The sequence below is a fragment of the Roseixanthobacter liquoris genome (assembly GCF_043195135.2).
GTDB lineage: Bacteria > Pseudomonadota > Alphaproteobacteria > Rhizobiales > Xanthobacteraceae > NCEH01.
On sequence record NZ_CM195537.1, the window covers coordinates 587,133 to 609,188 of the forward strand.

Genomic DNA, 22,056 nt, shown 5'->3' on the forward strand with positions numbered 1-22,056 from the left:
GGGCCGCGTTTTCGTTCAGACCTGACGAGTTCAAGACTGTGCGCGGGTCAGGCCGCCTCGCCCAGCAAGGCCAGGGCGGTGCCGGCGCCGATCCGCTCGCGCTCCGCATCCGAAAGGCCGGGCACGGCGGCGAGGCTCTCCAGCGGCGTCTCGTCGCCCATGTCGAACGGCGCGTCGGTGCCGAGCACCACGTGATCGGCACCCACCACGTCCACCAGATGGCGCAGCGCCTGCGGATCGAACAGGATGGTGTCGAAATAGAGCGTGCGCAGCAGGTCGCGCGGCGAGGAGGTGGTAAGCGCCTTGGGCTCGGCGCGCACCTTCTGCCCGTGCACGAGGCGGCCGATCTGATAGGGCAGATAGCCCCCGCCATGGGCGACCAGCAGCTTTAATCCCGCAAGTTCGTCGAGCGCGCCCGAGAACAGCAGGTTCGCCAGCGAGACGGTGGTGTCGACGGGATTGCCCACGAGATTGGTGAGGTAATAGGCCTCCAGCCCGGCTTTCGCGCCCACATAATAGGGGTGGATGAACACCAGCACGCCGAGGTCGCGCGCCTTGCGCAGGAACGGGCGGAAGCGCGGATCGGCGAGCTGGACGCCCTCGATGGTGGTGCCGATCTCGACCGCGCGGAAGCCGTGGGTCTTCACCGCGCGCTCCAGCTCGGCGACCGCCAGCTCGGGATGCTGCATGGGCACGCTCGCCATGCCGCGCAGGCGGTCCGGGGCGGTCGCGACCATCTCCGCGATGCCGTCATTGACCAGCCGCGCGGCGGTGGCGGCCAGCTCCGGCTCGGCCCAATAATAGAACATGGGCGGGGCGGTGGAGACGATGGAGCGGTCGAGCCCCTTGCGGTCCATCACCTTCAGCTTGGCGGCGGGGTCGATGAATTCCTCAAACAAAGGATAGATATAGCCCTGCTCGTGCACCATCCGCCGCTGCGCGCCCGTGCCCTCGATGCGCGCCGCAAATCCCTTGGGATCGGCGGCGATGGCGTCGAGAATGCGCGGGGGAATGACGTGGCTGTGGATGTCGATACGCATCACGAATACCTCTTTTCGACACCGTCTTCCGCGTACCAGTCGAACGGCGCATCGGAGAGGTTGACGATCACGTTCTGGATCTGGGTGTATTCCTGGTAGGCGATCAGGCCGTTCTCGCGCCCGATGCCGCTCATCTTGAACCCGCCCCAGGGGGAAGAGGGGTCGATGCGGTGGTGGTCGTTGATCCACACGATGCCGCTCTGCATGGCGTGGGCGACCCGGTGGGCGCGGGAGAGGTCGCGGGTCCAGATCGAGGTCGCGAGGCCGAAGATGGTGCCGTTGGCGAGCGCGATCGCCTCCGCCTCGGTCTCGAACGGCAGCACGCACACCACCGGCCCGAAGATCTCCTCCTGGGCGATGCGCATCTCATCGGTGACGTCGGTGAAGATGGTCGGCGTGAAGAAGAAGCCGGCCTCGAACGCCCCGCCCTCCGGCCGCTTGCCGCCGGCCGCGAGCGTCGCGCCCTCGGCGAGGCCGATGTTCACATAGCGCTCGGTCAGCGCCCGCTGCTTCTCGGAGACCAGGGGGCCCATCTGGGTGGCCGGGTCCTGGGGATCGCCGATGCGGATCGCATTGGCGCGCGCCACCAGCTTTTCCACCACCGCGTCGTGGATCGAGCGGTGCACCACCAGCCGCGCACCCTGCACGCAGGTCTGGCCGGCGGCGATGAAGGAGGCGAACAGGGTGGCGGAGACCGCCCGGTCCACATCGGTATCGCCGAACACCACCACCGAGGCCTTGCCGCCCAGTTCGGCGGAAACCTTGGTGAGGTTCTGCGCGGCGAGCGCGGCCACCGCCTTGCCTGTTTCCGTGCCGCCGGTCAGGTCGATTTTCTTGATGCGGGGATGGGTGGTCAGGGCATAGCCGGCGGTGCCGCCGAAGCCCGGCACCACATTGTAGACGCCGTCCGGCACGCCGGCTTCCTTGAACACCTCGGCGAGCAGCAGCGGGGTGATGGGCGCCAGCTCGCTCGGCTTGACCACCATGGTGTTGCCGGCCGCCATGGAGGGCGCGACCTTCTTCACCAGGATCAGCAGCGGGTGGTTCCAGGGCGTGACATGCCCCACCACGCCGAGCGGCACGCGCCGGGTGTAGTTGAGATAGCTGCCGCCGAATGGGGGCACCGTATCCTCATGGGTGCGGGCGACGGCGCCGAAATAGCTGAACCATTCCGGCAGGCGCGCCAGCTGGGCGGTCATCTCGCGCCGCGCGCGGCCGATCTGGTCCACCTCGATGCCGACGATCTCGGGCAGGCGCGCCTTCAGGATCGCCGCGGCGCGATGCATGATGTCGCCGCGCTCGGCCCCCGAGAGGCCGGACCAGACCGGAAACGCAGCTTCCGCCGCCTGGACGGCGCGCTCGATGTCGGCGGCATCGCCTTCCGCGACGCGCCCCACGAGGGTTCCGTTCTTGGGGTTGCGCACGTCGAGCACACGGCCCGAGGCCGAGGGCACATAGGCGCCGTTGATGTAAAGGCCGAGCGGTTCCGCTCCACCGGGGGTGAACATGGCACTCTCCTCGATCTGGGAAGGCGACGGGCTCAGAGCGGCCGCCGCGAGGCTTCGGTCATGATGTTGAGCACGGCGCTGCGGCCCGAGCGGACGGCCGCGAGCGCTTCGAGCAGCGCCGGCTCCACATCCTCCATGCGGGTGACGCGCCGCCCGAAGGCGCCGCACGCCTCCGCCAGCGCCTCGAACGCGGGCGATTGGGGCAGCAGGCTGCCCACGTGGCCGAACTGTTCCTGCGCGCCGTTCGGGAAATCCTGGCGCGAGGCGAGCACCACCGAATTATAGCTCTCGTTGTTCAGCACGATCACCAGCAGCGGCACGCCGTTCTGCCGCGCCGCCCAGAGGGCGGGGGTCGGCGCGCCGAACATGAAGGCGCCGTCGCCGACCACGGTGACCACGAGCCGGGCGGGATCGCCGAGCTTCGCGCCCAGCGAGGCGCCGAGCGCCCAGCCGAGATAGGAGCCGCCATTGCGGTAATAGCTGCCCTCCTCGCCGGGCGTGAAGCCATAGGCGAAGGGATTGCCGGAGGTTACCGCCTCCTCGATCACCATCGCCTCGGGGGCGAGGCGCGCGAGGATCGCACCGACTTCCATGGGCGAGATGGCGCCGCCGGAAAGCGCCGCCGCGCGCCGCTGGTCGCGATCCGCCATCATCTTTTCATGGCGCGCCGCGATCTGCGCCTTGCGCGCCGCGATGCGAGGATCGTCCTTGTGCGTGCGGGCGACGGCGATGAGGGCATCGAGGGCGCGGCCCACGTTCACGCTGTGCACCGTGTCGCTCGGAAAGCCCCAGGTGGTCCAGCGCTGCTGGATCGGATCATTGCCGATGTGGATGATGTGGACGTCATCCTGCAAGGTGAGATCGGCGGGCACGAACGGCACGTCGTGGTCCACCACCACCATCAGGTCGGCGTCCACCACCTGCTGCTCCGGGTTGAAGCCGAGGTGCTGCGGGTGTTCCAGCGGGGCGTTAAAGCGCCCGCGATACTCGGTGATGCCGGCACCCGTGAGTTCCGCCAGCTCCACGAAGGCGCGGCGCAGCTCCGGCGTGCGGCCCACATAGGCGGTCACGAGCAGCGGATTGCGGGTGGCGATGAGGCGTTCGACGATCGCCTCCGCCTCGTCCAGCGACAGCGTGCCCTGGCGCACGGAGCGGATGCGCGCGGGGCCGATCAGCCCGCCGTCCTCCACCTCGCTCATCAGCGTCTCGCGCGGGAACGCCATGTAGACCGGGCCCTGCGGCTCGGAATTGGCGATCTGGAACGCGCGATCCACCGCCGGGCCGATGGCGGCGGGCACGGAGATAGTCTGCGTCCACTTGGTGTAGTTGCGCACCAAGGCGTGCTGGTCCGGCACGTCCTGGTGCCAGTTGATGAATTTCGAGCGCCCGCCGGGCACCGAGGAATCCAGCGCCGACGGCGACATGCCGGCGCACAGCAGCACCGGGATCTGCGAGGCGCGGGCATCGTTGAGGGCGCCGGCCGCATTGGCGGTGCCGACATCCACATGCACCAGCGCCACCTGGGCGCGGCCGGTGGTGAGATAGGCGCCCTGCGCCGCCGCGCAGGCGATCACCTCGTGCGGGCAGGTGACGAGCCTGGGCAGCTTCACCTGCTGGTGGGTCAGGCTGGCATAGGCTTCCTGCAAGGCCGGCGTATCGGTGCCGGGATTGATGAAGATGGCGTCCACGTCATGGAGCGCGAGGCCCCGCAGAAACCATTCCGCGACTGTCGGCATGTTCGGTCCTTTGAAAAGTCAGAGCGTCTCGGCGGGGTGCGGCGGGGCGGCAGATGCGCTCGCGCGTTCGGCGGCCACCCGCTGCACCATGTCGGCGGTGTCGCGGAAATGCTCCGTCAGCACCCGTTGTGCCGCGCCCACGTCCCGGGCGCGGCAGGCCTCGTACAATGCCCAGTGCTGGCGCTGGGGTGTCTCGTAGCCTTCCGCGTCGACCCAGATGCGCACGTAGCGCTCCACGTTCCGGCGCAGCACGTCGATCTGTTCCACGAGGCGCGGCCAGCCGCTGGCGGCATTGATGATGGAATGGAAGCGCTGGTTCAGCTCGCGCCAGCGCGCGCGGTCCTGCGGGGCATCCATGGTGGCCAGGATCTCGCCCATCTTGGCGATCTCCTGGTCGGTGAGGTTGGGGACGGACCGCGTGAGCGCCAGGCATTCGAGGGCGGTGCGCATGGCGAACAGCTCCGCCACCTCCTCGGCCCGCAGCTGCGACACCTCGGTGCCGCGGAACGGATAGCAGGTGACGAGACCCTCCACCTCCAGCACCTTCAGCGCCTCGCGGACCGGCATGCGGCTGCATCCGAGGTCGGCCGCGATGCGGTCCGGTTCCAGGCGCGCGCCGGGTCCCAGCCGCCCCTCGATGATGGCGGTGCGCAGCACGTGCAGCACCGCTTCCTTGCGGCTTGGAATGCTGCCCAGAAGCAGCTTTTCGCCGTCGGTCAGGCCCATGGTGGTCGTCCTCGCTCGGGATTCATCCGCTCACTTCGCGTCGGGCGGGCGGTACCCTTGCTGGAGCGAGAAATCCACCGCCGCCTTGAGATCCACCGGCGCGCGCAGCACCTTCCACTTGAGCAGGTCGTCCTCGGTGAGCTTGAGGAAATCCTCGGGGATCGTGCGCTGGTCCCAGCCCGCCTTGGTGTAGCCGAGCATGGCCTCGTCCACGCTGGTCTTGGCCCGGCGGGCGAGCACTTCGGCGGCGCGCTTGGGATCGCTCTGGATGATGTCGAGCGCGGCGAGATGCGCCCATACCACCTTGCGCGCTTCTTCCGGGTGCGCCTTGATGAAGTCTTCGTTCAGCACCAGGGCGTTGCGGTAGATCTGGCCGTTGGCGAACACCTCGCGCCAGTCCCACAGAAGCTTCGCCTGGCCCTTCTCGATCATCTGCGAGGCATAGGGCTCGTAGACGTAATAGGCGTCGATGTCCTTGCGCTCGAGGGCGATGCCGGCCTCGGGCGGGGGCACCTGGATGAATTTCACGCCCTTGGGGTCGATGCCGTGGCTCGGCAGAATGTGCTCGGCGGCCAGCAGGTGCATGGTGTCGAGCTGGCGCACGATGCCGAAATTCTTGATGTCCTTGTCGGAGGCGAGGTCCTTGCGGGCCACCACGGTCGCCGAGCCGTAGCTGGAGGCGCCGGCGATGATGATCGGCAGCCCCCGTGCGCGATAGGTGAGGGCGGTGGCGATCTGGGTATAGGCCGCGTCCCATTCCCCGGTCTGGAGCACCTGGCTCACGCGCTGGGAGGAGCCGCTGTCGAAGATCGGGTCGAGGCCATAGGCTTTCCAGATGCCCAATTCCTCGTCGAGGAAGGGCATCAGGTGATCCCAGCCGGGATAGCCGGCGAAGATGCGCGGGCGATAGGGCTCGGCGCTCGCCTGCGCCACGCCGAACAGGGTTGCGGCGCATAGCGAGAGGGCAGCGATCAACCGCCCGGGTCGGAACGAAAATCCGTGCCTTGTCATGTCGGCTTTTCCTGTTCTGCTCTGGAAGGGAGGGGTCAGTCGGTGCGCTGCATGCCCCAGCGGCCGATGGTGCGGCGCTCGAGCCAGTCGAAGAACACGGTCTCCACCAGCAGGCCCACGATGCCGATGATGAGCATGCCGCCGATCACGAGGTCCGGGCGCAGCTGCCAGCGGGCATTGTCGATCATGAAGCCGAGCCCGTCGGTGGCGGCGAGGATCTCGGCGGAGATGATCACGCGCCAGCCGGTGCCGTAGCCGAGCCGCAGGCCGGTGAGGATGAACGGCATGGCGGCCGGGATCACCACCCGCACGAAGGCGCGCAGCGGCCGGGTGCCGAACACCTTCACCACGCGGATATATTGCTCGTCGATGGCGGCGACGCCCGCCGCGGTGTTCACCAGGATCGGGAACACGGCGGTGATGAAGATGGCGAAGATGATCGACTTGAAGCCGAGGCCGAACCACAGGATGGCGAGCGGCACCCAGGCGACGCCGGGGATGGGATAGATGATGCGGATCGTGGTCTGCAACGCGCTCTGCGTCCAGCGGGACCAGCCGACCACGAGGCCGAGCGGCAGGCCCACGATCACCGAGGCCACATAGCCGACCACCTGGCGCTCCAGGGAGCGCGTCACATTGTGGATCAGGTCGCCGTCGTCGAACGCTTCGCGCACCGCCTGCGCCACTTCCGCCGGGGTCGGAAGGAGATGGCGCGGATAGATGCCGCTGGTGGCCGCGAGGTGCCAGAGCAGGATCACGCCGACCAGGAACAGATATCCCACGGCCGCATGGGCAAAGCGCGTGGCGCGCGGGCCGCGCAGGCGGTCGATCAGGGGCCGGGTGCCACGTTCCGTGACGGCGGCGGGGGTCGCATCAATTGGCGACATGGCTTGCTCCTTCCTGCGCCGGAGCCGGCACGCCGGCGCCGAGAATGTCCGCGAGGCCGCGATAGGTCTTGTGATGGCCGAGGCCCATCTCCTCGCCGAGCGAGGCGCGCACCTGATTGACGCGTTCCAGATAGGCCGGCGAGGTCACGTCGCGCGGCCGGGGAAGGTCGTTCTCGACCACCAGCTTCATGCGGCCGGGTCGCGAGGTCATGACGACGATGCGGTCGGCGAGCTGGACCGCCTCGTCGATATTGTGGGTGACGAACAGCACCGTCTTGTTGAGCGCCTCCCAGATCGAGAGCAGTTCGTCCTGAAGCTGGGCGCGGGTGAAGGCGTCGAGCGCGGCGAACGGCTCGTCCATCAGCAGCACCTTGGGATTGACGGCGAGCGCGCGGGCGATGGAGACGCGCTGGCGCATGCCGCCGGAAAGCTGCTTGGGATGGGCGTCGGCGAATTTGTCCAGCCCCATGACAGCGAGGATCGCCCGCGCCCGCTCCAGCCGCGGCGTCTTCTGCCAGCCCTGGGATTCCAGCCCGAAGGCGACGTTCTCGGCCACCGTCAGCCAGGGAAACAGCGCATAGTCCTGGAACACATAGGCGCGGTCGGGCCCGGGGCCGGTGACCTTGCGCTCGTCCACCCGCACCTCGCCGCCGGACTGTTTGAGCAGGCCGGCGACAATGTTCAGCGCGGTGGTCTTGCCGCAGCCGGACGGGCCGAGCAGGCAGATGAACTCCCCTGTCGCAATGTCCAGGCTGAAGTCCTGGAGGGCCACCACCTGGTTTCCGCCGGGGGTGGAATAGGTCTTTCGCAGATTGCGGATTTCGACGCGGGACATGTCATCCTCAGCGATATATCGGATCAGATATTTGTCCGCATCAGACGGACTGGCGCCGTATTGGTCAAGCCCAAATTTTACGCAAGTCCTTGATTAAAAAGTAGATTTCGCCAACTTGCAGACGCGCCGAAGCGCGCCGCCTCCGGTTTGGAGGGACGGTCTCCCGGCGCGGACGGCGGGGAAGCTTCCCCGCCGCATGTGTCGGCGGTCGTGCCGCCGGTGTCGGCCCTACTTCACTGAAGCGCGCCGCAATCCGGCGGGATGCGCGTGTGAAAATCGGTCCTTTGCTGATAGGCGTCGGCCGCGCGCAGCAGCAGGTCTTCGCCATAGGGGCGGCCGACCAGCTGGAACGAGGCGGGCAGGCCGTTTTGCGTGAAGCCGCACGGCACCGCCACCGCCGGCAGGCCGAGATAATTGATGCCGCGCGTGCAATGGGTGAGCTTGCCGAGCACGGTGGCGAAATCCGCCTGGGTGGTCTCCGCGATCGTCGGCACGGGAATGGCGAAGGTCGGGATATGCACCATGTCCGCCTCGCCCATGGCGGCGGCAAGCCATTCGCGGGCGATGGTGGCGCGCATCATCAGCGCCTCGGCGTAACGGGTCGCGGGGTAGGAGAGGCCGGGCATCAGGCGCGCGCGCACCTGGGCGCCGATGTCCTGCGGCCGCTCCACCAGCGCCTTGCGATGCAGGCTCGCGCCTTCCACCGCCATCACCAGCATGATGAGGGCATTGACCAGCGCCATGTCCGGCACCGCGGTTTCGATCACGCGCGCGCCGGCGTCCGTCATCACCCGCAGGCTCTCGTCCAGCAGCGCGTTGATCTCGGGCGTCGCGGCTTCGCGATAATAGGCCCGCGGCACCGCGATGGTGCGGCCGGCGAGATCGCCCGTCAGCGCAGCCTCGTAATCGCGCACAGGCGCGTTCACGCTGGAGGCGTCGCGGGCATCCGGCCCGCCGATCACGGAGAGCAGGCGCGCCGCGTCCCGCGCGCTGGTGGCGAGCGGCCCGAGCGTGTCCAGCGAGGGCGCGAGCGGCATGGCGCCATACAAAGGCACGAGGCCATGCGTTGGCTTGACGCCGGTGATGCCGCACATGCCGGCGGGATGGCGGATGGAGCCCGCCGTATCCGAGCCGAGCGCCGCCGGCACCAGCCGCGCCGCCACCGCCGCGCCCGAGCCGGAGGACGAGCCGCCCGGGCCATAGGCGGTGTTCCAGGGGTTAAGACCGTGGCCATATTGGGCGTTGAAGCCGGTGGGCGACAGCGCGAGTTCGGCGAGGTGCAGCGTGCCGAGATCCAGCGCGCCGGCCGCGTCCAGCCGCTCCAAAGCGGTGGAGGTGATGTCCGGCACGAAATCCTTGCGGATCAGCGACCCGCCCGTGCACACGCGCCCGGCGCGATAATAGAGATCCTTATGGGCGAGCGGCACGCCGGCGAGCGGGCCGAGCGTCTCGCCCCGTGCCCGCGCCTGATCCACCGCCCGCGCCGCTTCCAGCGCGCTGTCGCGGGTGAGGAGCATGATGGCGTTGAAGCGCGGACCCAGGCGCTCCAGCCGGTCGAGGGCGAGGGTGGCCACCTGCTCGGCGGAAGCCTCGCCCTTGGCGATGGCGTCGGCGGTCGCGACGACGCCCCATTCGTGCATGGCGCTCATGGCTTGGCCTTTGTCTCGGGGGCCGGCGCGGTGAAGCTGGCGAAAAAGCTCGCGAGGCTCCAGGGCGCATCGGCGAGGGTGATCCGCTCGCGCGCGCCGGCTTCGATGGTCGCGTTGATTCCCAGCGCCACGTCGCGCGCCGCCGCCGCCTGCGCGGGATCGAGGGTGACGCCGTTGAGCGCGCGCATGCGACTCGTCCAATCATCTTCGGTCATGGTGAGGCCTTTCAGTGCACGCCGAGGAAGCGGGTGAGAGTTTCGGGCTGGCGGGCGATCTCGGCGGCGGGCGCCTCATGTACCACGCGTCCGGTTTCCAGGATGTAGACCCGGTCGGCCACCGCCAGGGCGCTGTAGAGGTTCTGCTCCACCAGCAGGATGGAGAGCCCGGCGCGCTTCAATTCGCCGATGATGCCTTCGAGATGCTGAACCATCACCGGCGCGAGGCCCTCGGAGGGCTCGTCCATCAGGATCAGCTCGGGGTCGATCATCAGCGCGCGGGCGACCGCGAGCATCTGCCGCTCGCCGCCCGAGAGCTGGTTGCCGCGATTGTGGCGGCGCTCGGCGAGGCGGGGGAAGAATTCGAACGCCTTGGCCACCGTCCAGCCATGGGTGGCGCTGGCGGGCTTGAGCACGGTGAGGTGCTCGGTGACGGTGAGCGAGGGAAACAGCCGCCGCCCCTGGGGCACCAAAGCGATGCCGCTGCGGGCGATGAGATGCGGCGCGACGCCGAGCAGGCTCTTGCCCTTCCAGCGCACCGCGCCCTGCCGCACATTGGGAGGCGAGAGCCCCATGATGGAGCGGATGAGCGTGGTCTTGCCCATGCCGTTGCGGCCGAGCAGGGCGACCACTTCGCTTTTGCCCACATTCAGGCGGGCGCCGTGCAGCACATGGGCGTCGCCGTAATAGGAATGGATGTCCGCGACCTCAAGCATTGTGGCGCGCCTTGCCGAGATAGACGTCCTGGACGTCGCTATTGCCGCGGATCTCAGACGGCGGCGCCTCCACCAGCAGCTTGCCGTTGTTGAGGCAGGTCACGTAGTCCACCAGCGAGAGGATCAGGTCCATGTCGTGCTCGATCAGCACCAGGGTCAGCTCGCGCGGCAGGGCGCGGATGATGTCGGAGACGATCACGCGCTCGGCCGGAGAGAGGCCGGCGGCGGGCTCGTCCAGCAGCAGCAGCTTGGGCTGGGCCACCAGGGCCATGGCCATTTCCAGCTGGCGCTGCTCGCCATAGGAGAGTTCCTTCACCGCCGCGTCGCGCCGCGTGTGCAGGCGGGAAATCTCCAGCGCCGCGCCGGCGCGGCGGGTTTCCTCCGCATCCAGCGCATCCTTGCCGAACAGGGAGAACTTGCGCGGCGAGAGGCCCCGCACCGCGAGCCGCATATTCTCCGCCACCGTGAGGTTGGGAAACAGATTGGTGATCTGGAAGGTGCGGCTCATGCCGCGCCGGGCGCGCGCGTGCACCGGGGCGCGGGTCACGTCCTTGCCGGCGAAGATCACCTGGCCGGAGGTGGCCGGCACGACGCCTGTGATCGCGTTGAACAGGGTCGTCTTGCCGGCGCCGTTGGGGCCGATGATGGCGCGCCGCTCGCCCGCGCGGACACGGATCGACACGTCATCCACGGCGCGCAGCGCGCCGAACTGGACCGTGACGGAATCGAGTTTCAGAAAATCGGTCACGACGCGGGGCGCCTCGGTTCTGTGCCGGCCAACCTGCCGGCGAGGGGGGAGCGAGAGGGGTCGGCGTCAGGGCAGAGCCCACCCCTCTCGCCAGCCGAAGCGGAGCCTCCAAAGGGGGAGGAGGCGGCTCCGCCGCGGCATCTCAGCTTTTCTTGATGCCCTGGAAGTCGCGCGAATAGGGCGGCTGCTTCATGTAGGTTTCCGGATCGTATTTCCAGAATTGCGACACCTGCGCATAGGACGCGACCGGGACGTTCCAGTATTTGCCGTCCGCGTTCTTGACCACCTTGCGGATGGAGACGTCGTAGATCGGATTGCCGAAGGCATCGAGCTTCACGGTGGTGCCGAGGGGCGAATTGACGAGATCGGTCTTCATCACCGAAGCCAGGAACGCCTCGCGGTCGGCGGTCGCGCCATTAAGCGGCTTCAGCGCCTCGTCGATCCACATGGCGCCGGAATACATGGAGAAGCCGTAGAGCGAGGGCAGCTTGGAGAATTTCTTGCCGTAGGCCGCCACGAATTCCTTGGTGCGCGGATTGTCCGAGCCCTCGGCGAAATGGGCGGCGACGACCACGCCCTCGACCTCGTCGCCCATGGTGCGGATCACCGACTGGTCGGTGACGTTCATGGCGCCCACCAGCGGGATCTGGCCCTTCAGGCCGAAGCTCGCATATTGCTGCATCAGGCGCGCGGCATCGGCCCCGGTCTCCATGCAGAAGATCACGTCGGCGCCGAGATTGGCCAATTGGCCGAGATAGGGGCTGAAGTCCGAGGTGTTGAGCGGATGCCAGAACTGGCCCAGCACCTTGCCGCCGCCCTCGGTGAAGGTCTGGCAGAAGCCGCCGCACTGCTCGTGGCCGAACGTGTAGTCCTGGCTGATGGTCGCGACCTTGCGATAGCCCTGCTTGAGGCACCAGTCGGCGAGCGGACGGGGGAACTGGCTCGCGGTATAGCCGGCGACCCGGATCACGTTCTTGATGCGGTTGCGCTGGGTGAGATCGTCGGCGGCGATGATCGGGATGAAATAGGGCGTGCCGTTGCCCTTCACGTAATTGGCCACCGCAAGGCCGGTGTTGGCCAGCAGATTGCCGAACAGCATGTCCACATTCGCCTGTTCAACCAGGCGGCGGGCCTTCTGGAGCGCGGTATCGGGGTTGGAGGCGTCGTCTTCCACGACGATCTCCACCTTGCGGCCGCCGGACTGGAAGCCGCGCTCTTCCCAATACATGTTGAAGCCGTCCACCATCTCGCGGCCGCCGGCGGCGACCACCCCGGTGAGCGGCGCCATGACGCCGATCCTGATCGGCCCGCTGGCCTGCGCGCGGGCGACGTAAGGCATCGCCACGGGGCCGATGGCGGCCAGCGCGGCGCTTGATTTCAGAAACGTCCTGCGATCCATCTGTCCCGCTCCTGTCTGGATTTGTTTATTGTCGTCTTCAGCGGCGTCGTTGCGCCACAAAGCTGCGAATGCGCCCGAGAATGCCTTCGGGGGCGAAGATCATGATCAGCACGAACATCGCGCCGAGCACGCTCTGCCAGCGCTCGGTGTAGAGGCTGACGAGATTTTCCAGCCCGATGATGGCGAAAGATCCGATGAACGCGCCGAACAGCGTGCCCACCCCGCCGGTGATGGCCATCAGCAGCCCTTCCACCGATTGGGAGAGGCCCACCGTCGAGGGGCTGACGAAATCGTTGAACATGGCATAGAGCGCCCCGGCGATCCCGGCGAAGAAGCCGGAGAGGGTGAAGGCCAGGAACAGGTGCGCCGGCACGTTGTAGCCGAGCGAACGCATGCGGCTCTCGCTGTCGCGGATACCGCGCAATGTCAGCCCGAAGGGCGAGCGCACGAACCGCCACATCACGAAGGCGACCACGGCCACCGCCGCGAACACCGCGTAATAGAAAGAGAAACCATCGGCGAGGGCGGCCGGGCGCACCGCGCCGCGCAGGCCGTTTTCCCCGCCCGTGACGCTGGTCCAGCGCAGGCACACGCCCCACACGATCATGCCGAGGGCGAGGGTGAGCAGCAGGAAATAGACCCCGGAGGTGCGGATCGCCAGAAGCGCGAAAATCGCCGCGACGCCGGTCGCCGCGAGGATTCCCACCACCGCGCCCACATAGGGCGAGCCGCCCATCTGCGCGGTCCAATAGACCGCCACATAGGTGGAGAAGCCGAAGATGGCGCCATGGCAGAGCGGCGTGCGGCCGGTGTAGCCGGCGAGAATATCCACCGCCATGGCCAGCACCGCGAAGATCAACACCTCGGTCAGGATGCTCACCTGATAGGTGGGCAGGAGCAGCGGCAGCAGCGCGAACGCGAGCGCGCCGAGGGCGATGGCGCCCATGGCGAGGCGCGACAGGCCGGCCTCGCGGGCCGGCGTCGCAGGGGAAATGGGGGCGGGGTTGGGAGCCGGGGACGCCATCACGCCGCCTTTCCGAACAGGCCCAGCGGGCGGAAGGCGAGGATCGCCGCCATGGGCCCGAAGATGACGAAATAGGCGAATTCCGGGAACATCACCTGGCCCACCGTATTCAGCAGGCCGACGATCAGCGCCCCCACCGCCGCGCCGACGAGGCTGCCGCGCCCGCCGATGATCACCACCGCGAGCGAGAACACGAGGATCTCCGCATCCGCGCTCGGATAGAGCGTGAGGAAGGCGCCGCCCACCGCTCCGCCGAGCCCGGCCAGCGCCGCGCCCAGCATGAAGGTCAGAAGGAAGATGCGGCGGATGTTGATGCCCATCGCCTCGATCGTCTCAGGATCGTCCACCCCGGCCCGGATGAGCGCGCCGAGCCGCGTCTTGTTGAGCAGCAGCCAGAGCGCGAGGAAGATGAGGAGGCCCAGCGCCAGCACGAACAGGCGATACTTGGGATAGAACAGGCCGGCGAAGCGCACCGCCCCGCGCAGGAAGTCCGGCGCCGGCACCGTGTAGGTATCGCCGCCGAAGATCACCAGCGTCATGTCGTTCAGGATGAAGGCGACGCCCAGCGTCAGCAGCACCTGGCGCAGCTCGTAGCCACGCACGAAGCGCAGCAGGCCCTGGTCGAGCACCAGCCCGGTCACCGCCACGGCGGCCATGGCGGCGAGGATGCCGAGGAAGAAGTTGCCGGTGGCGCTCGCCGCCGCATAGCCCGCATAGCCGCCCAGCAGATACAGCGCCCCATGGGCGAGGTTCACGATCCGCAGCAGGCCGAAGATCAGCGTGAAGCCCGAGGCCACGATGAACAGCAGCGCCGCGAAGGTGAGCCCGTTGAGCAGCTGGAAGGCGTTGAGGCCGCTCATCCCGCAACCGCCGTGCTGAGGGCGTCCGGGCGCTGGCCGAGATACCAGTCGTAGATCTGTTCCCCGGTCATGAAGGCGACGTCGTCCTTCGCCTTCATGGTCTCGAAGATCTTGCGGAAATGCTTCAGCCGGTGCGGCGCGCCCATGATGTAGGGATGCACCACCAGGGCCATGATGCGCGCGCTGTCGCGGCTGTCGTGGTGGATCTGCTCGAACTGGTCGATGGCGCGGTCGTAATATTCGCTCGCCTTGTGATGCTGGATCAGCATCATCGCCACGTCGTTGCATTCCTGGGTGTAGGGAATATTGACGATGGGCGTGGTGCGGGTCTTCAGCACCACCGGCTGGTCGTCCAGCACCCAGTCGCAGACATAATCATAGCCCTGCTCGATTAGGATGTCGGGGGTTTCCCAGGTCTCGGTCAGGCCCGGCCCCAGCCAGCCGCGCGGGCGCTTGCCGGTGAAGGCTTCAATCGCCTGGGTGGTCTTGGCGATGTCCTCGCGCTCGTCCGGCACCTTCTGCATGTTCTTCTGCGAGAAGCCGTGGCCCATGAATTCCCATTCGCGCTCCAGCGCGGCTTCCGCGATCGGCGCGTAGCTGGAGATGGCGGAGCCGTTGATCGCCAGTACCGCCGGCAGGGCGAACTCGTCGAAGACTTCCAGCATGCGCCAGAAGCCGACGCGATTGCCGTATTCGTGCCAGGCCCAGTTCGGAATGTCGGGCGTGGGTGAGCCGCCGGCCGGCGGGGTGAGGACGGTGCGCGGCATGGTCTCGCGCGGGTTCCATTCCTCGATATTGACGATCACCCACACCGCCATGCGGGCGCCGCCGGGCAGCGTCAGCTTGGGCCGGCGGGAGATGGGGGAAAAGGCGAGGCGTTCGGTGGGCAGCATGCTTCAGGCCTCCGGTTCGCCGATGGTCAGCGTCAGCGTGCCGAACCCGGCGATGGCGCCGAGGATGCGATCGCCGGGTTGCACGGCGCCGACCCCGGCCGGGGTGCCGGTCATGATGAGGTCGCCGGGCTCCAGGCGATAGGCCCGCGAGAGATTGGCGACGATTTCCGGCACGTTCCAGATCATCTGCGCGAGGTCGCCACGCTGGTGCTCGACCCCGTTGACGCTGAGCGTGATGGCGCCGCGCGCGGGATCGCCGCCCGTGCCTATGGGATAGAGCGGCCCGCAGGGGGCGGAAAGATCGAACGCCTTGCCTGCTTCCCAGGGCAGGCGCTTGTCGCGGCACTCGCGCTGGCGGTCGCGGCGGGTCAGGTCGATGCCGATGCCGTAGCCGAAGATGGCGTCCTGCGCCCGTTCGACGGCGATGTTGCGGGCGCTGGCGCCGATGGCGACCACCAGCTCGATCTCATATTGGAAATCGCTGGTATCCGCCGGATAGGGGATGGTCGCGCCGTCCGCGACGATGGCGTCGCGCGGCTTCTGGAAGAAGAACGGCGGGTCGCGCTCGTCTTCCGCTTCCTTCATCTCGCGGATATGGGCGAGATAATTGCGGCCGACGCAATAGATGCGGCGCACCGGGAAGCGCGCCGCGCGACCCACCACGGGCAGCGCGACGATCTCGGGGACGGGAACGGCGAAGGCGGTGCTCATGGATGCGCTCACGCCTTTGTCTTGGTCTTCTGGTACCAGTCGAGGATCTCTTCCCCGTTCCAGAACAGCACGTCGCCGAGGCTCGCGGCATAGTCGTAGATCTGTTCCAGATACTTGATGCGGTGCGGCTGGCCGGAAATATAGGGGTGGATCGCCACCGCCAGCACCTTGGCGCGGTCGGCGCCCTCTTCATGCAGGCGGTCGATGCTGTCCTTGAAGCGCTGCACCCAATAGGGCGATTCATGATGGGCCACCGCCATCATGGGGATGTCGTTGTGCTCCACCGTATAGGGCAGCGTCACCAGCGGGCCCTTGGCGGTGGTGATGTCGCAGGGCTCGTCGTCCCACACCCAGTCGCCGATATATTTGACGCCGGCTTCTGCGAGGTTTTCCGGGGTCTCCAGGGTCTGCGTCAGGCCCGGTCCGAGCCAGCCCTTGGGGCGCTTGCCGGTGAATTTTTCCAGGATGTCCATGGAGCGGAAGATCATGCCGCGCTGATCCTCCTGCTTGTGGATCGGCCCCTGGTCATAGGCATGGCCCATGAATTCCCAGCCGGCATCGCGCGCCTGGGCGGCCACGCGCTCATAATCCTCGGTGACGCGCGCATTGATGGAGAGCGTGGGGCGGATGCCGAGCTTCTCGTACAGCTTGAAGAAGCGCCAAGCGCCGACCCGCATGCCGTATTCGTGCCAGCTCCAGTTCGGCACGTCGGGCAGCAGGACTTGTCCGGTGGGGGCGGGGAGAACCTGCCGCGCCATGGGGCGGGCGATGTCCCACACTTCGAAATTCACGATGGTCCACAGGACCACGCGCGCCGTGCCGGGCAGCTTGAGCGGCGGGCGGTCGACAATGGCGGAATAGGGCGCGCGCTCGCGCGGCTGCAGGGTCATTCAAACTCTCCGCGAAATTCAGCGATGCGGGAAAAAGGCGCGGGTCTCATCCGAGTGCCGCCTGCCGGATGGCGGCCACGCCGGGCCGCAGCAGCGACGCCAGCGTGGCATAAAGGAACGTGGCGCCGCGCCCGACCCAGTGGGCGGTGGTCTGCTCGCTCACCGGCAGGCCGAAGGCGCGGCCGGCGGCGGCGATGTCGTCCACCGCTGCGGTTAGCTCGGGACGGCTGGTATCGCCGAGGAACCCCATGGAATGGGCAAGGTCGTTGGGACCCACCAGGATCACATCGATGCCCGGGGCGGCGGCGATGGCATCCAGGCGGGCGTGGCCCTCGGCGCTCTCGATCTGGGCGATCAGCAGCAGATCGGCTTCCCGTCCCCGCGTCGCGGCCCGGGCCGTGGCGTGGAGCATCGCGCAGGTCTCCGCGCTTTCTACCTGCGGCAGGACCAGCCCGTCGATGCCGCAGTCGAAATAGCGGGTCAGGATGGCGGGGTCCTTCGAGGGCGACCGCACCACCGCGCTCATGCCGCAGGCCTGGGCGGCGCGGGCGAGCATGGGAACGCTTTCGATCGACACCGCCGTGCGCTCGCAATCGATGAACAGGCAGTCGGCGCCGCAGGCCGCGAGCGCCTCGACCGCCGGGAGCGACACGCCGCCGGGATTGACCGCCAGCACCGGACGGCCCGCGAGGATCGTCGCCTTGGTGCGCGGCACGCTGGAGCGGACCCTCATGCGGCGTCTCCGTCGCGCGGCGGCACGGGCAATGCGCAGCCCTGGGGTGCGGCCGATCCGGCGGGAACGAGGGGGGCGGACATGGGCCGGAAATCCTTCCTGGCACGATCTGAGGCGTCAAAAATTGCGTACAATCCATGGGTCGTCAATAATTAATGTATACAATTTCTGCTTAAAAATTCACCCGCTTCTGCCCGCAATATAAGCTTGAAGCCTTTCATTTCCGGGTTCTAGCTGGGGCACCTCCCGCGTCGCAGGCGAGCTTCGGCGCGGGTTGGATTGTATCCTCGCGTGGGTTCGGGTATGGCGGCTATGGCTGATCAAAAGGAGCGACCACCCGGCATGTCAGCGACCGTTTCCGACGCGCTCGGCGAAACCGCCCCGGACCTCTCCGTCGATGGGGGAGATGGGGAACGCGCGCCGACCCGCTCGCTCTCCGTGGCCGACCGGATCCGCGCCTCCATCCTCTCGGGGGATTTCGAGCCCGGCGCGCGGCTCCACGAGGTGCGCCTCAGCGAGCGGCTCGGGGTTTCGCGCACGCCGGTGCGCTCGGCGCTTCAATCGCTCGCCAGCGAGGGGTTGCTGGAATATGCGCCGAACCGCGGCTATTCGGTGCGGCGCTTCCTCACCTCCGAGATCGTCGATGCCTATGAGATCCGCACCATGCTGGAATCGCTCGCGGCGCGGCTCGCCGCCGAGCGCGGCCTCAGCGACGCGGAGCGGGCGGTGATCGAGGGCGCGCTGGCCGATGGCGACGCCATTCTCGCCAAGGAGGAATTGGAGGAATCCGACCGGATCGGCTATGGCGCGGTCAATTTCGCCTTCCACGACACCATCCACACCGCCTCGCGCTGCCGCATGCTGGGCGACATGATCCGCATGTGCCAGAGCGTGCCCCAATCCTCCCACCGCAACGTGGTTTCGTTCGAATATCTCGAAGTGCGCCGCCGGCACGAGGATCACCACCGCATCTATGACGCCATCCTGCTGCGCGATGCTTATCGCGCGGAAATGCTGATGCGCGAGCATGTGGCGAGCGTGAAGACCGGCCTCGTGCGCTCCATCAGCGGGCGTGCGCCCAGAAGCCGGCGCTGAGGGGCGCCCTTTCGGCCCGCGCCGGCTTGTTCTACGCTCCGGCCGCCCGAACAGACCGGCCGGAGACCAGGCGTGCAGATCGCATCCATCGACCACATCGTGCTGACGGTGGCGGACATCGACCGCACCGTGGATTTCTACACCCGCGTTCTCGGCATGCGCAAAGAGGTGTTCGGCGAAAATCGCGTGGCGCTCGCGTTCGGCACGCAGAAATTCAATCTTCAGGACGGGCGGTCGAAGCAGGATATCGTCGCGGTCGCCGCCCATCCGACGCCCGGCTCGGTGGATCTGTGCCTGCTGTCGGCGGTGCCGCTGGATGCCGTGATCGCCCATCTGAAGGCCTGCGAGGTGCCGATCGCCGCCGGCCCGGTGCGCCGCACCGGCGCGACCATGCCGCTGCGCTCGGTCTATATCCGCGATCCCGATGCCAATCTGATCGAGATTTCCGTCCGCTGGGAAGAGGAAGCGTCGGCCGCGCACTGAGGCGGCGCCCCTCCTCCGTGGGGAGAGGGGCGCCTTCAGGCCCGCGTCAGCCCACCGCCTTGATCTCGTTGCGGATCAAGCCGATGCCGGTAATCTCGGTCTCCATGACGTCGCCCGGCTTCATGAATTCCTGGGGCTTGCGCGCAAAGCCGACGCCCGGAGGCGTGCCGCTGGCGATGATGTCGCCGGGCTCCAGCGTGAGGCCGAGCGAGAGTTCGGCGATGATGCGCGGCACCTTGAAATACATCTGGCTCGTATTGGCGTCCTGCTTCACCACCCCGTTCACCCGTGTGACGAGGTGCAGGTCGTTCTGGTCGAACGCGCCCTTGGTGACGATCCAGGGGCCCATGGGGCCGTGCCCGTCCAGGCTCTTGCCCTTGAACCATTGCCCGCCGTGGCGCGCGTTCTGCACGTCGCGAGCGGTGGTGTCGTTGATGACCGAATAGCCGAACACGTAATCCATGGCTTCGGCCTCGGGAATATTGCGGCCGTGCTTGCCGATGATCACCGCCAGCTCGCCTTCCCAGTCGATCATGGTGGAGACCTTGGGGTCGAACGGGATGGAATCGTAGGGGCCGTTGATGCAATGGGTGCCCTTGGTGAAGAACACCGGGTGCTCGGGATATTTGACGTCCGTGTTGCGCGCCGCCTGGCCTTCGGCGAAATGCTCGAGATAATTCCAGCCGACCGCGTACACATTGCGCTTCGGGTCCGGGATGGGCGCGAGATAGAGGATTTCCGTCAGCTTCGGCCGGCCGGCGGCGGCGCCCTGCACCAGAGCGCGCACTTGCGCGAGACCCGCATCGCCGGCGGCGATCAGCGAGACCATGTCGCTCGGGTCGAAGGATAACGTCTTGCCCGTCCGCGCCGCCTCCGCCACCAGATCCACCACGGTTCCATCCGCGAGCGCAACGCCGACCCGCCCGGGCGCGCCGTTCTGGAGCCTGAAGCTCAGCAGCTTCAAGGCGCTGTCCGCACCCTGCGCGGGCACGGGCGTGGCGGCCGTGGCCGCCGGCGGGCTGGCCGCCGTCTGGGCGTTGGCGGAGAGGATCAGCGGGGTGGTGGCGGCCGCAGCAGCCATCGAGGTGAGGAAAGATCGGCGGGTCTTGTCCATGGCGTCATCCCTGAATTTTATGTAATTCTTAATTACATTATTATGCAGGAACGTTATGGACGGTAGATGACAGTGTCAAACGTCAGGTGTGCACTGCATATATGACCTAACGGCAGGTTATCGCAAAGCAAAAACCGCAGGATCATCCATGCCGAAGCTTCCGCCGGACCAGTAGGACGTACACGAAAGCGGCCCGCGCAACGCGGGCGCGACCGGCGGCCGCCTGGCCCCGGCGGGGGCTCAGGCGTCGAAGGCCCGCACGTTGTAGCCGGCCGGCTGGGTGCGGGCATAGGCGCAGGCGGCGCGCACCACATCGTCTTCGCAATAGGCCCGCGCGACGATCTGGAGGCCCACCGGCATGCCGTCGCCCGCGATCCCCGCGCACACCGCGCCAGCGGGCTGGCCGGTGAGGTTGAAGGGATAGGTATAGAACACCCAGGACACGAGATTGCGGTCCGGCAGGCTGTCGGGAATGTTCTTTCCCGCGTCGAGAGAGGTGACGGGCAGAACCGGCGAGATCAGGATGTCGTAGCGCTCGAAGAAGGCGCGCAGCTTCTCGCGCAAGGCATAGCGCTCGAACACGCTGGTGTAATAGCTGCGCATCTCCTGGGCGAGCGCGGGGGCGAGCACCTCCGCCACCGCCGGGTCCAGCAGATCGCGCTGGTTTTCCATGAAGGACCGCAGGCGGATGCCCACCCCGGCATAGAATTCCGCGGTCCAGAGGTCCGCCGGATCGGTGTCGAAGACGCTCTCGACCAGATCGACCTCGCAGCCCAAGCTTTCGAAGGTCTTCGCCGCGCGATCGGTGATCGCCACCACCTCGGGGTCGGGCCGGGCATAGCCGAGGGTCGGGCTATAGGCGACGCGCATGCCGGCCACCGAAGCCTTTGTCGCGCCCATCACATCCGGCACCGGGCCGGCGACGCCGAACGGATCGCGCCGGTCGGGCCCGGCGATGGCGGAGAACAGCAGCGCCGCATCTTCCATGGAGCGGGCGATGGGCCCCACATGGGCGAGGGTCGGGGTGGCGGAGGTGGGCCACACGGGCACCCGGCCGAAATGCCCCTTGATGCCGGCAAGCCCGGTGAAGGCGCAGGGAATGCGCACCGAGCCGCCGCCGTCCGTGCCGAGGGCGAACGGCGTGATGCCCGCCGCCACCGAAGACGCCGCGCCGGCGCTGGAGCCGCCCGGCGTCTTGTCGAGGTTCCAGGGGTGGCGCGTGATGCCGGTCAGCGGGCTGTCGCCCACCGGCTTGCAGCCGAATTCGCTGGTGGTGGTCTTGCCGATGAGGATGCCGCCGGCCGCCTTGGCGCGCTCCACGGCGGGCGCATCCACGCTCGCGACATTGTCCGCCATGGCGCGCGAGCCGGAGGCATAGCGCTGACCCTTCACAGCCATGAGGTCCTTGGCGGAGAACGGCAGGCCGTGCAGCACGCCCAGTGGTGCGCCCTTCATCACCGCATCCTCGGCGATACGGGCGGCGGCCATGGCCTCGTCCTCCATCAGCAGGAAGAAGGCGTTCAGCGTGCCTTGCGTCGCCTGTGCCTTGTCGAGCGCGCGCCGCGTCAGCTCCACGGGAGAGATTTCGCGGGTGCGGATGCGCCGGCGCAGCTCCAGCGCGCTCATGGTGTCGAATGCAGCGGACATGGGGCTCTCCGGAGGCGAACGAAGATTCCCTCTCCCGCTTGCGGGGGAGGGGCAGGGAGGGGGGCTGCCGCAGGCCGGAAGGTGCGGGAAATGGGGAGATGGCATTTGCCCCCTCCCCAACCCTCCCCCGCACGCG

Annotated in this window: 22 protein-coding genes; 2 read left to right on the plus strand and 20 right to left on the minus strand. The window is 67.7% G+C overall.

What is annotated here, in order from left to right; all coding sequences use genetic code 11:
* Positions 1-47 precede the first annotated feature (47 nt).
* The 18 genes from V5F84_RS02575 to V5F84_RS02660 all read right to left on the minus strand — a co-directional run bounded on the left by V5F84_RS02575 (position 48) and on the right by V5F84_RS02660 (position 17,581).
* On the minus strand, positions 48-1,040 hold the full coding sequence (locus V5F84_RS02575; protein ID WP_394043350.1) for an amidohydrolase family protein: 993 nt from the start codon (positions 1,038-1,040) through the stop codon (positions 48-50).
* Positions 1,040-2,548, minus strand: coding sequence for an aldehyde dehydrogenase (locus V5F84_RS02580; protein ID WP_394043284.1), 1,509 nt, complete (start codon positions 2,546-2,548; stop codon positions 1,040-1,042). Before V5F84_RS02580 ends, V5F84_RS02575 begins: the two co-directional genes overlap by 1 nt.
* A 32-nt stretch (positions 2,549-2,580) precedes the next feature.
* Complete coding sequence (locus V5F84_RS02585) at positions 2,581-4,284, minus strand: thiamine pyrophosphate-requiring protein (protein ID WP_394043285.1); 1,704 nt, start codon at positions 4,282-4,284, stop codon at positions 2,581-2,583.
* A gap of 18 nt (positions 4,285-4,302) precedes the next feature.
* Entirely contained in the window at positions 4,303-5,010 is a 708-nt protein-coding gene (locus V5F84_RS02590; RefSeq protein WP_394043286.1) for a GntR family transcriptional regulator, read from the minus strand.
* A 30-nt stretch (positions 5,011-5,040) separates the two neighbouring features.
* The gene (locus V5F84_RS02595; RefSeq protein WP_394043287.1) at positions 5,041-6,021 is read right to left on the minus strand and encodes an ABC transporter substrate-binding protein; all 981 of its coding nucleotides are present in this window, start codon (positions 6,019-6,021) and stop codon (positions 5,041-5,043) included.
* Between the two features lie 35 nt (positions 6,022-6,056).
* The gene (locus V5F84_RS02600; protein WP_394043288.1) at positions 6,057-6,908 is read right to left on the minus strand and encodes an ABC transporter permease; all 852 of its coding nucleotides are present in this window, start codon (positions 6,906-6,908) and stop codon (positions 6,057-6,059) included.
* Complete coding sequence (locus tag V5F84_RS02605; RefSeq protein WP_394043289.1) at positions 6,895-7,743, minus strand: ABC transporter ATP-binding protein; 849 nt, start codon at positions 7,741-7,743, stop codon at positions 6,895-6,897. The genes V5F84_RS02600 and V5F84_RS02605 overlap by 14 nt, the downstream gene beginning before the upstream one ends.
* A 233-nt stretch (positions 7,744-7,976) precedes the next feature.
* The gene (locus tag V5F84_RS02610; RefSeq protein WP_394043290.1) at positions 7,977-9,392 is read right to left on the minus strand and encodes an amidase; all 1,416 of its coding nucleotides are present in this window, start codon (positions 9,390-9,392) and stop codon (positions 7,977-7,979) included.
* A complete protein-coding gene (locus tag V5F84_RS02615; protein WP_394043291.1) occupies positions 9,389-9,607 on the minus strand; it encodes a hypothetical protein in 219 nt (72 codons plus the stop codon). Before V5F84_RS02615 ends, V5F84_RS02610 begins: the two co-directional genes overlap by 4 nt.
* 11 nt (positions 9,608-9,618) lie before the next feature.
* Entirely contained in the window at positions 9,619-10,323 is a 705-nt protein-coding gene (locus tag V5F84_RS02620) for an ABC transporter ATP-binding protein (RefSeq protein WP_394043292.1), read from the minus strand.
* Positions 10,316-11,071, minus strand: a complete 756-nt coding sequence (locus tag V5F84_RS02625) for an ABC transporter ATP-binding protein (RefSeq protein ID WP_394043293.1) — start codon at positions 11,069-11,071, stop codon at positions 10,316-10,318. Before V5F84_RS02625 ends, V5F84_RS02620 begins: the two co-directional genes overlap by 8 nt.
* 142 nt (positions 11,072-11,213) lie before the next feature.
* On the minus strand, positions 11,214-12,470 hold the full coding sequence (locus V5F84_RS02630) for an ABC transporter substrate-binding protein (protein WP_394043294.1): 1,257 nt from the start codon (positions 12,468-12,470) through the stop codon (positions 11,214-11,216).
* A 37-nt stretch (positions 12,471-12,507) separates the two neighbouring features.
* Positions 12,508-13,494: a branched-chain amino acid ABC transporter permease gene (locus V5F84_RS02635; protein WP_394043295.1), complete on the minus strand. Its 987-nt coding sequence runs from the start codon at positions 13,492-13,494 to the stop codon at positions 12,508-12,510.
* The gene (locus V5F84_RS02640) at positions 13,494-14,354 is read right to left on the minus strand and encodes a branched-chain amino acid ABC transporter permease (RefSeq protein ID WP_394043296.1); all 861 of its coding nucleotides are present in this window, start codon (positions 14,352-14,354) and stop codon (positions 13,494-13,496) included. Before V5F84_RS02640 ends, V5F84_RS02635 begins: the two co-directional genes overlap by 1 nt.
* Positions 14,351-15,247: a polysaccharide deacetylase family protein gene (locus V5F84_RS02645; protein ID WP_394043297.1), complete on the minus strand. Its 897-nt coding sequence runs from the start codon at positions 15,245-15,247 to the stop codon at positions 14,351-14,353. Before V5F84_RS02645 ends, V5F84_RS02640 begins: the two co-directional genes overlap by 4 nt.
* 3 nt (positions 15,248-15,250) lie before the next feature.
* Positions 15,251-15,958, minus strand: coding sequence for a fumarylacetoacetate hydrolase family protein (locus V5F84_RS02650; RefSeq protein ID WP_394043298.1), 708 nt, complete (start codon positions 15,956-15,958; stop codon positions 15,251-15,253).
* Between the two features lie 8 nt (positions 15,959-15,966).
* Positions 15,967-16,848: a polysaccharide deacetylase family protein gene (locus V5F84_RS02655; RefSeq protein WP_394043299.1), complete on the minus strand. Its 882-nt coding sequence runs from the start codon at positions 16,846-16,848 to the stop codon at positions 15,967-15,969.
* Between the two features lie 46 nt (positions 16,849-16,894).
* Positions 16,895-17,581: an HpcH/HpaI aldolase family protein gene (locus tag V5F84_RS02660; RefSeq protein ID WP_394043300.1), complete on the minus strand. Its 687-nt coding sequence runs from the start codon at positions 17,579-17,581 to the stop codon at positions 16,895-16,897.
* A gap of 342 nt (positions 17,582-17,923) precedes the next feature.
* Between V5F84_RS02660 and V5F84_RS02665 the strand changes: the two genes are divergently transcribed.
* On the plus strand, positions 17,924-18,676 hold the full coding sequence (locus tag V5F84_RS02665; RefSeq protein WP_394043301.1) for a GntR family transcriptional regulator: 753 nt from the start codon (positions 17,924-17,926) through the stop codon (positions 18,674-18,676).
* 72 nt (positions 18,677-18,748) lie between these two features.
* Positions 18,749-19,159, plus strand: coding sequence for a VOC family protein (locus V5F84_RS02670; RefSeq protein ID WP_394043302.1), 411 nt, complete (start codon positions 18,749-18,751; stop codon positions 19,157-19,159).
* Positions 19,160-19,205: 46 nt separating this feature from the next.
* On the opposite strand, the gene V5F84_RS02675 is transcribed toward V5F84_RS02670, so the two are convergent.
* The gene (locus tag V5F84_RS02675; protein WP_394043303.1) at positions 19,206-20,273 is read right to left on the minus strand and encodes a fumarylacetoacetate hydrolase family protein; all 1,068 of its coding nucleotides are present in this window, start codon (positions 20,271-20,273) and stop codon (positions 19,206-19,208) included.
* Positions 20,274-20,513: 240 nt separating this feature from the next.
* Positions 20,514-21,920: an amidase family protein gene (locus V5F84_RS02680; RefSeq protein ID WP_394043304.1), complete on the minus strand. Its 1,407-nt coding sequence runs from the start codon at positions 21,918-21,920 to the stop codon at positions 20,514-20,516.
* Positions 21,921-22,056: the final 136 nt, after the last annotated feature.

Coding starts and splice junctions, on each gene's coding strand:
- V5F84_RS02615 (WP_394043291.1), bottom strand. CDS start 9,607: ATGACCGAAGATGATTGGACGAGTCGCATGCGCGCGCTCAACGGCGTC.
- V5F84_RS02595 (WP_394043287.1), bottom strand. CDS start 6,021: ATGACAAGGCACGGATTTTCGTTCCGACCCGGGCGGTTGATCGCTGCC.
- V5F84_RS02650 (WP_394043298.1), bottom strand. CDS start 15,958: ATGAGCACCGCCTTCGCCGTTCCCGTCCCCGAGATCGTCGCGCTGCCC.
- V5F84_RS02645 (WP_394043297.1), bottom strand. CDS start 15,247: ATGCTGCCCACCGAACGCCTCGCCTTTTCCCCCATCTCCCGCCGGCCC.
- V5F84_RS02680 (WP_394043304.1), bottom strand. CDS start 21,920: ATGTCCGCTGCATTCGACACCATGAGCGCGCTGGAGCTGCGCCGGCGC.
- V5F84_RS02585 (WP_394043285.1), bottom strand. CDS start 4,284: ATGCCGACAGTCGCGGAATGGTTTCTGCGGGGCCTCGCGCTCCATGAC.
- V5F84_RS02630 (WP_394043294.1), bottom strand. CDS start 12,470: ATGGATCGCAGGACGTTTCTGAAATCAAGCGCCGCGCTGGCCGCCATC.
- V5F84_RS02575 (WP_394043350.1), bottom strand. CDS start 1,040: ATGCGTATCGACATCCACAGCCACGTCATTCCCCCGCGCATTCTCGAC.
- V5F84_RS02655 (WP_394043299.1), bottom strand. CDS start 16,848: ATGACCCTGCAGCCGCGCGAGCGCGCGCCCTATTCCGCCATTGTCGAC.
- V5F84_RS02640 (WP_394043296.1), bottom strand. CDS start 14,354: ATGAGCGGCCTCAACGCCTTCCAGCTGCTCAACGGGCTCACCTTCGCG.
- V5F84_RS02600 (WP_394043288.1), bottom strand. CDS start 6,908: ATGTCGCCAATTGATGCGACCCCCGCCGCCGTCACGGAACGTGGCACC.
- V5F84_RS02605 (WP_394043289.1), bottom strand. CDS start 7,743: ATGTCCCGCGTCGAAATCCGCAATCTGCGAAAGACCTATTCCACCCCC.
- V5F84_RS02635 (WP_394043295.1), bottom strand. CDS start 13,494: ATGGCGTCCCCGGCTCCCAACCCCGCCCCCATTTCCCCTGCGACGCCG.
- V5F84_RS02610 (WP_394043290.1), bottom strand. CDS start 9,392: ATGAGCGCCATGCACGAATGGGGCGTCGTCGCGACCGCCGACGCCATC.
- V5F84_RS02675 (WP_394043303.1), bottom strand. CDS start 20,273: ATGGACAAGACCCGCCGATCTTTCCTCACCTCGATGGCTGCTGCGGCC.
- V5F84_RS02590 (WP_394043286.1), bottom strand. CDS start 5,010: ATGGGCCTGACCGACGGCGAAAAGCTGCTTCTGGGCAGCATTCCAAGC.
- V5F84_RS02620 (WP_394043292.1), bottom strand. CDS start 10,323: ATGCTTGAGGTCGCGGACATCCATTCCTATTACGGCGACGCCCATGTG.
- V5F84_RS02665 (WP_394043301.1), top strand. CDS start 17,924: ATGTCAGCGACCGTTTCCGACGCGCTCGGCGAAACCGCCCCGGACCTC.
- V5F84_RS02660 (WP_394043300.1), bottom strand. CDS start 17,581: ATGAGGGTCCGCTCCAGCGTGCCGCGCACCAAGGCGACGATCCTCGCG.
- V5F84_RS02580 (WP_394043284.1), bottom strand. CDS start 2,548: ATGTTCACCCCCGGTGGAGCGGAACCGCTCGGCCTTTACATCAACGGC.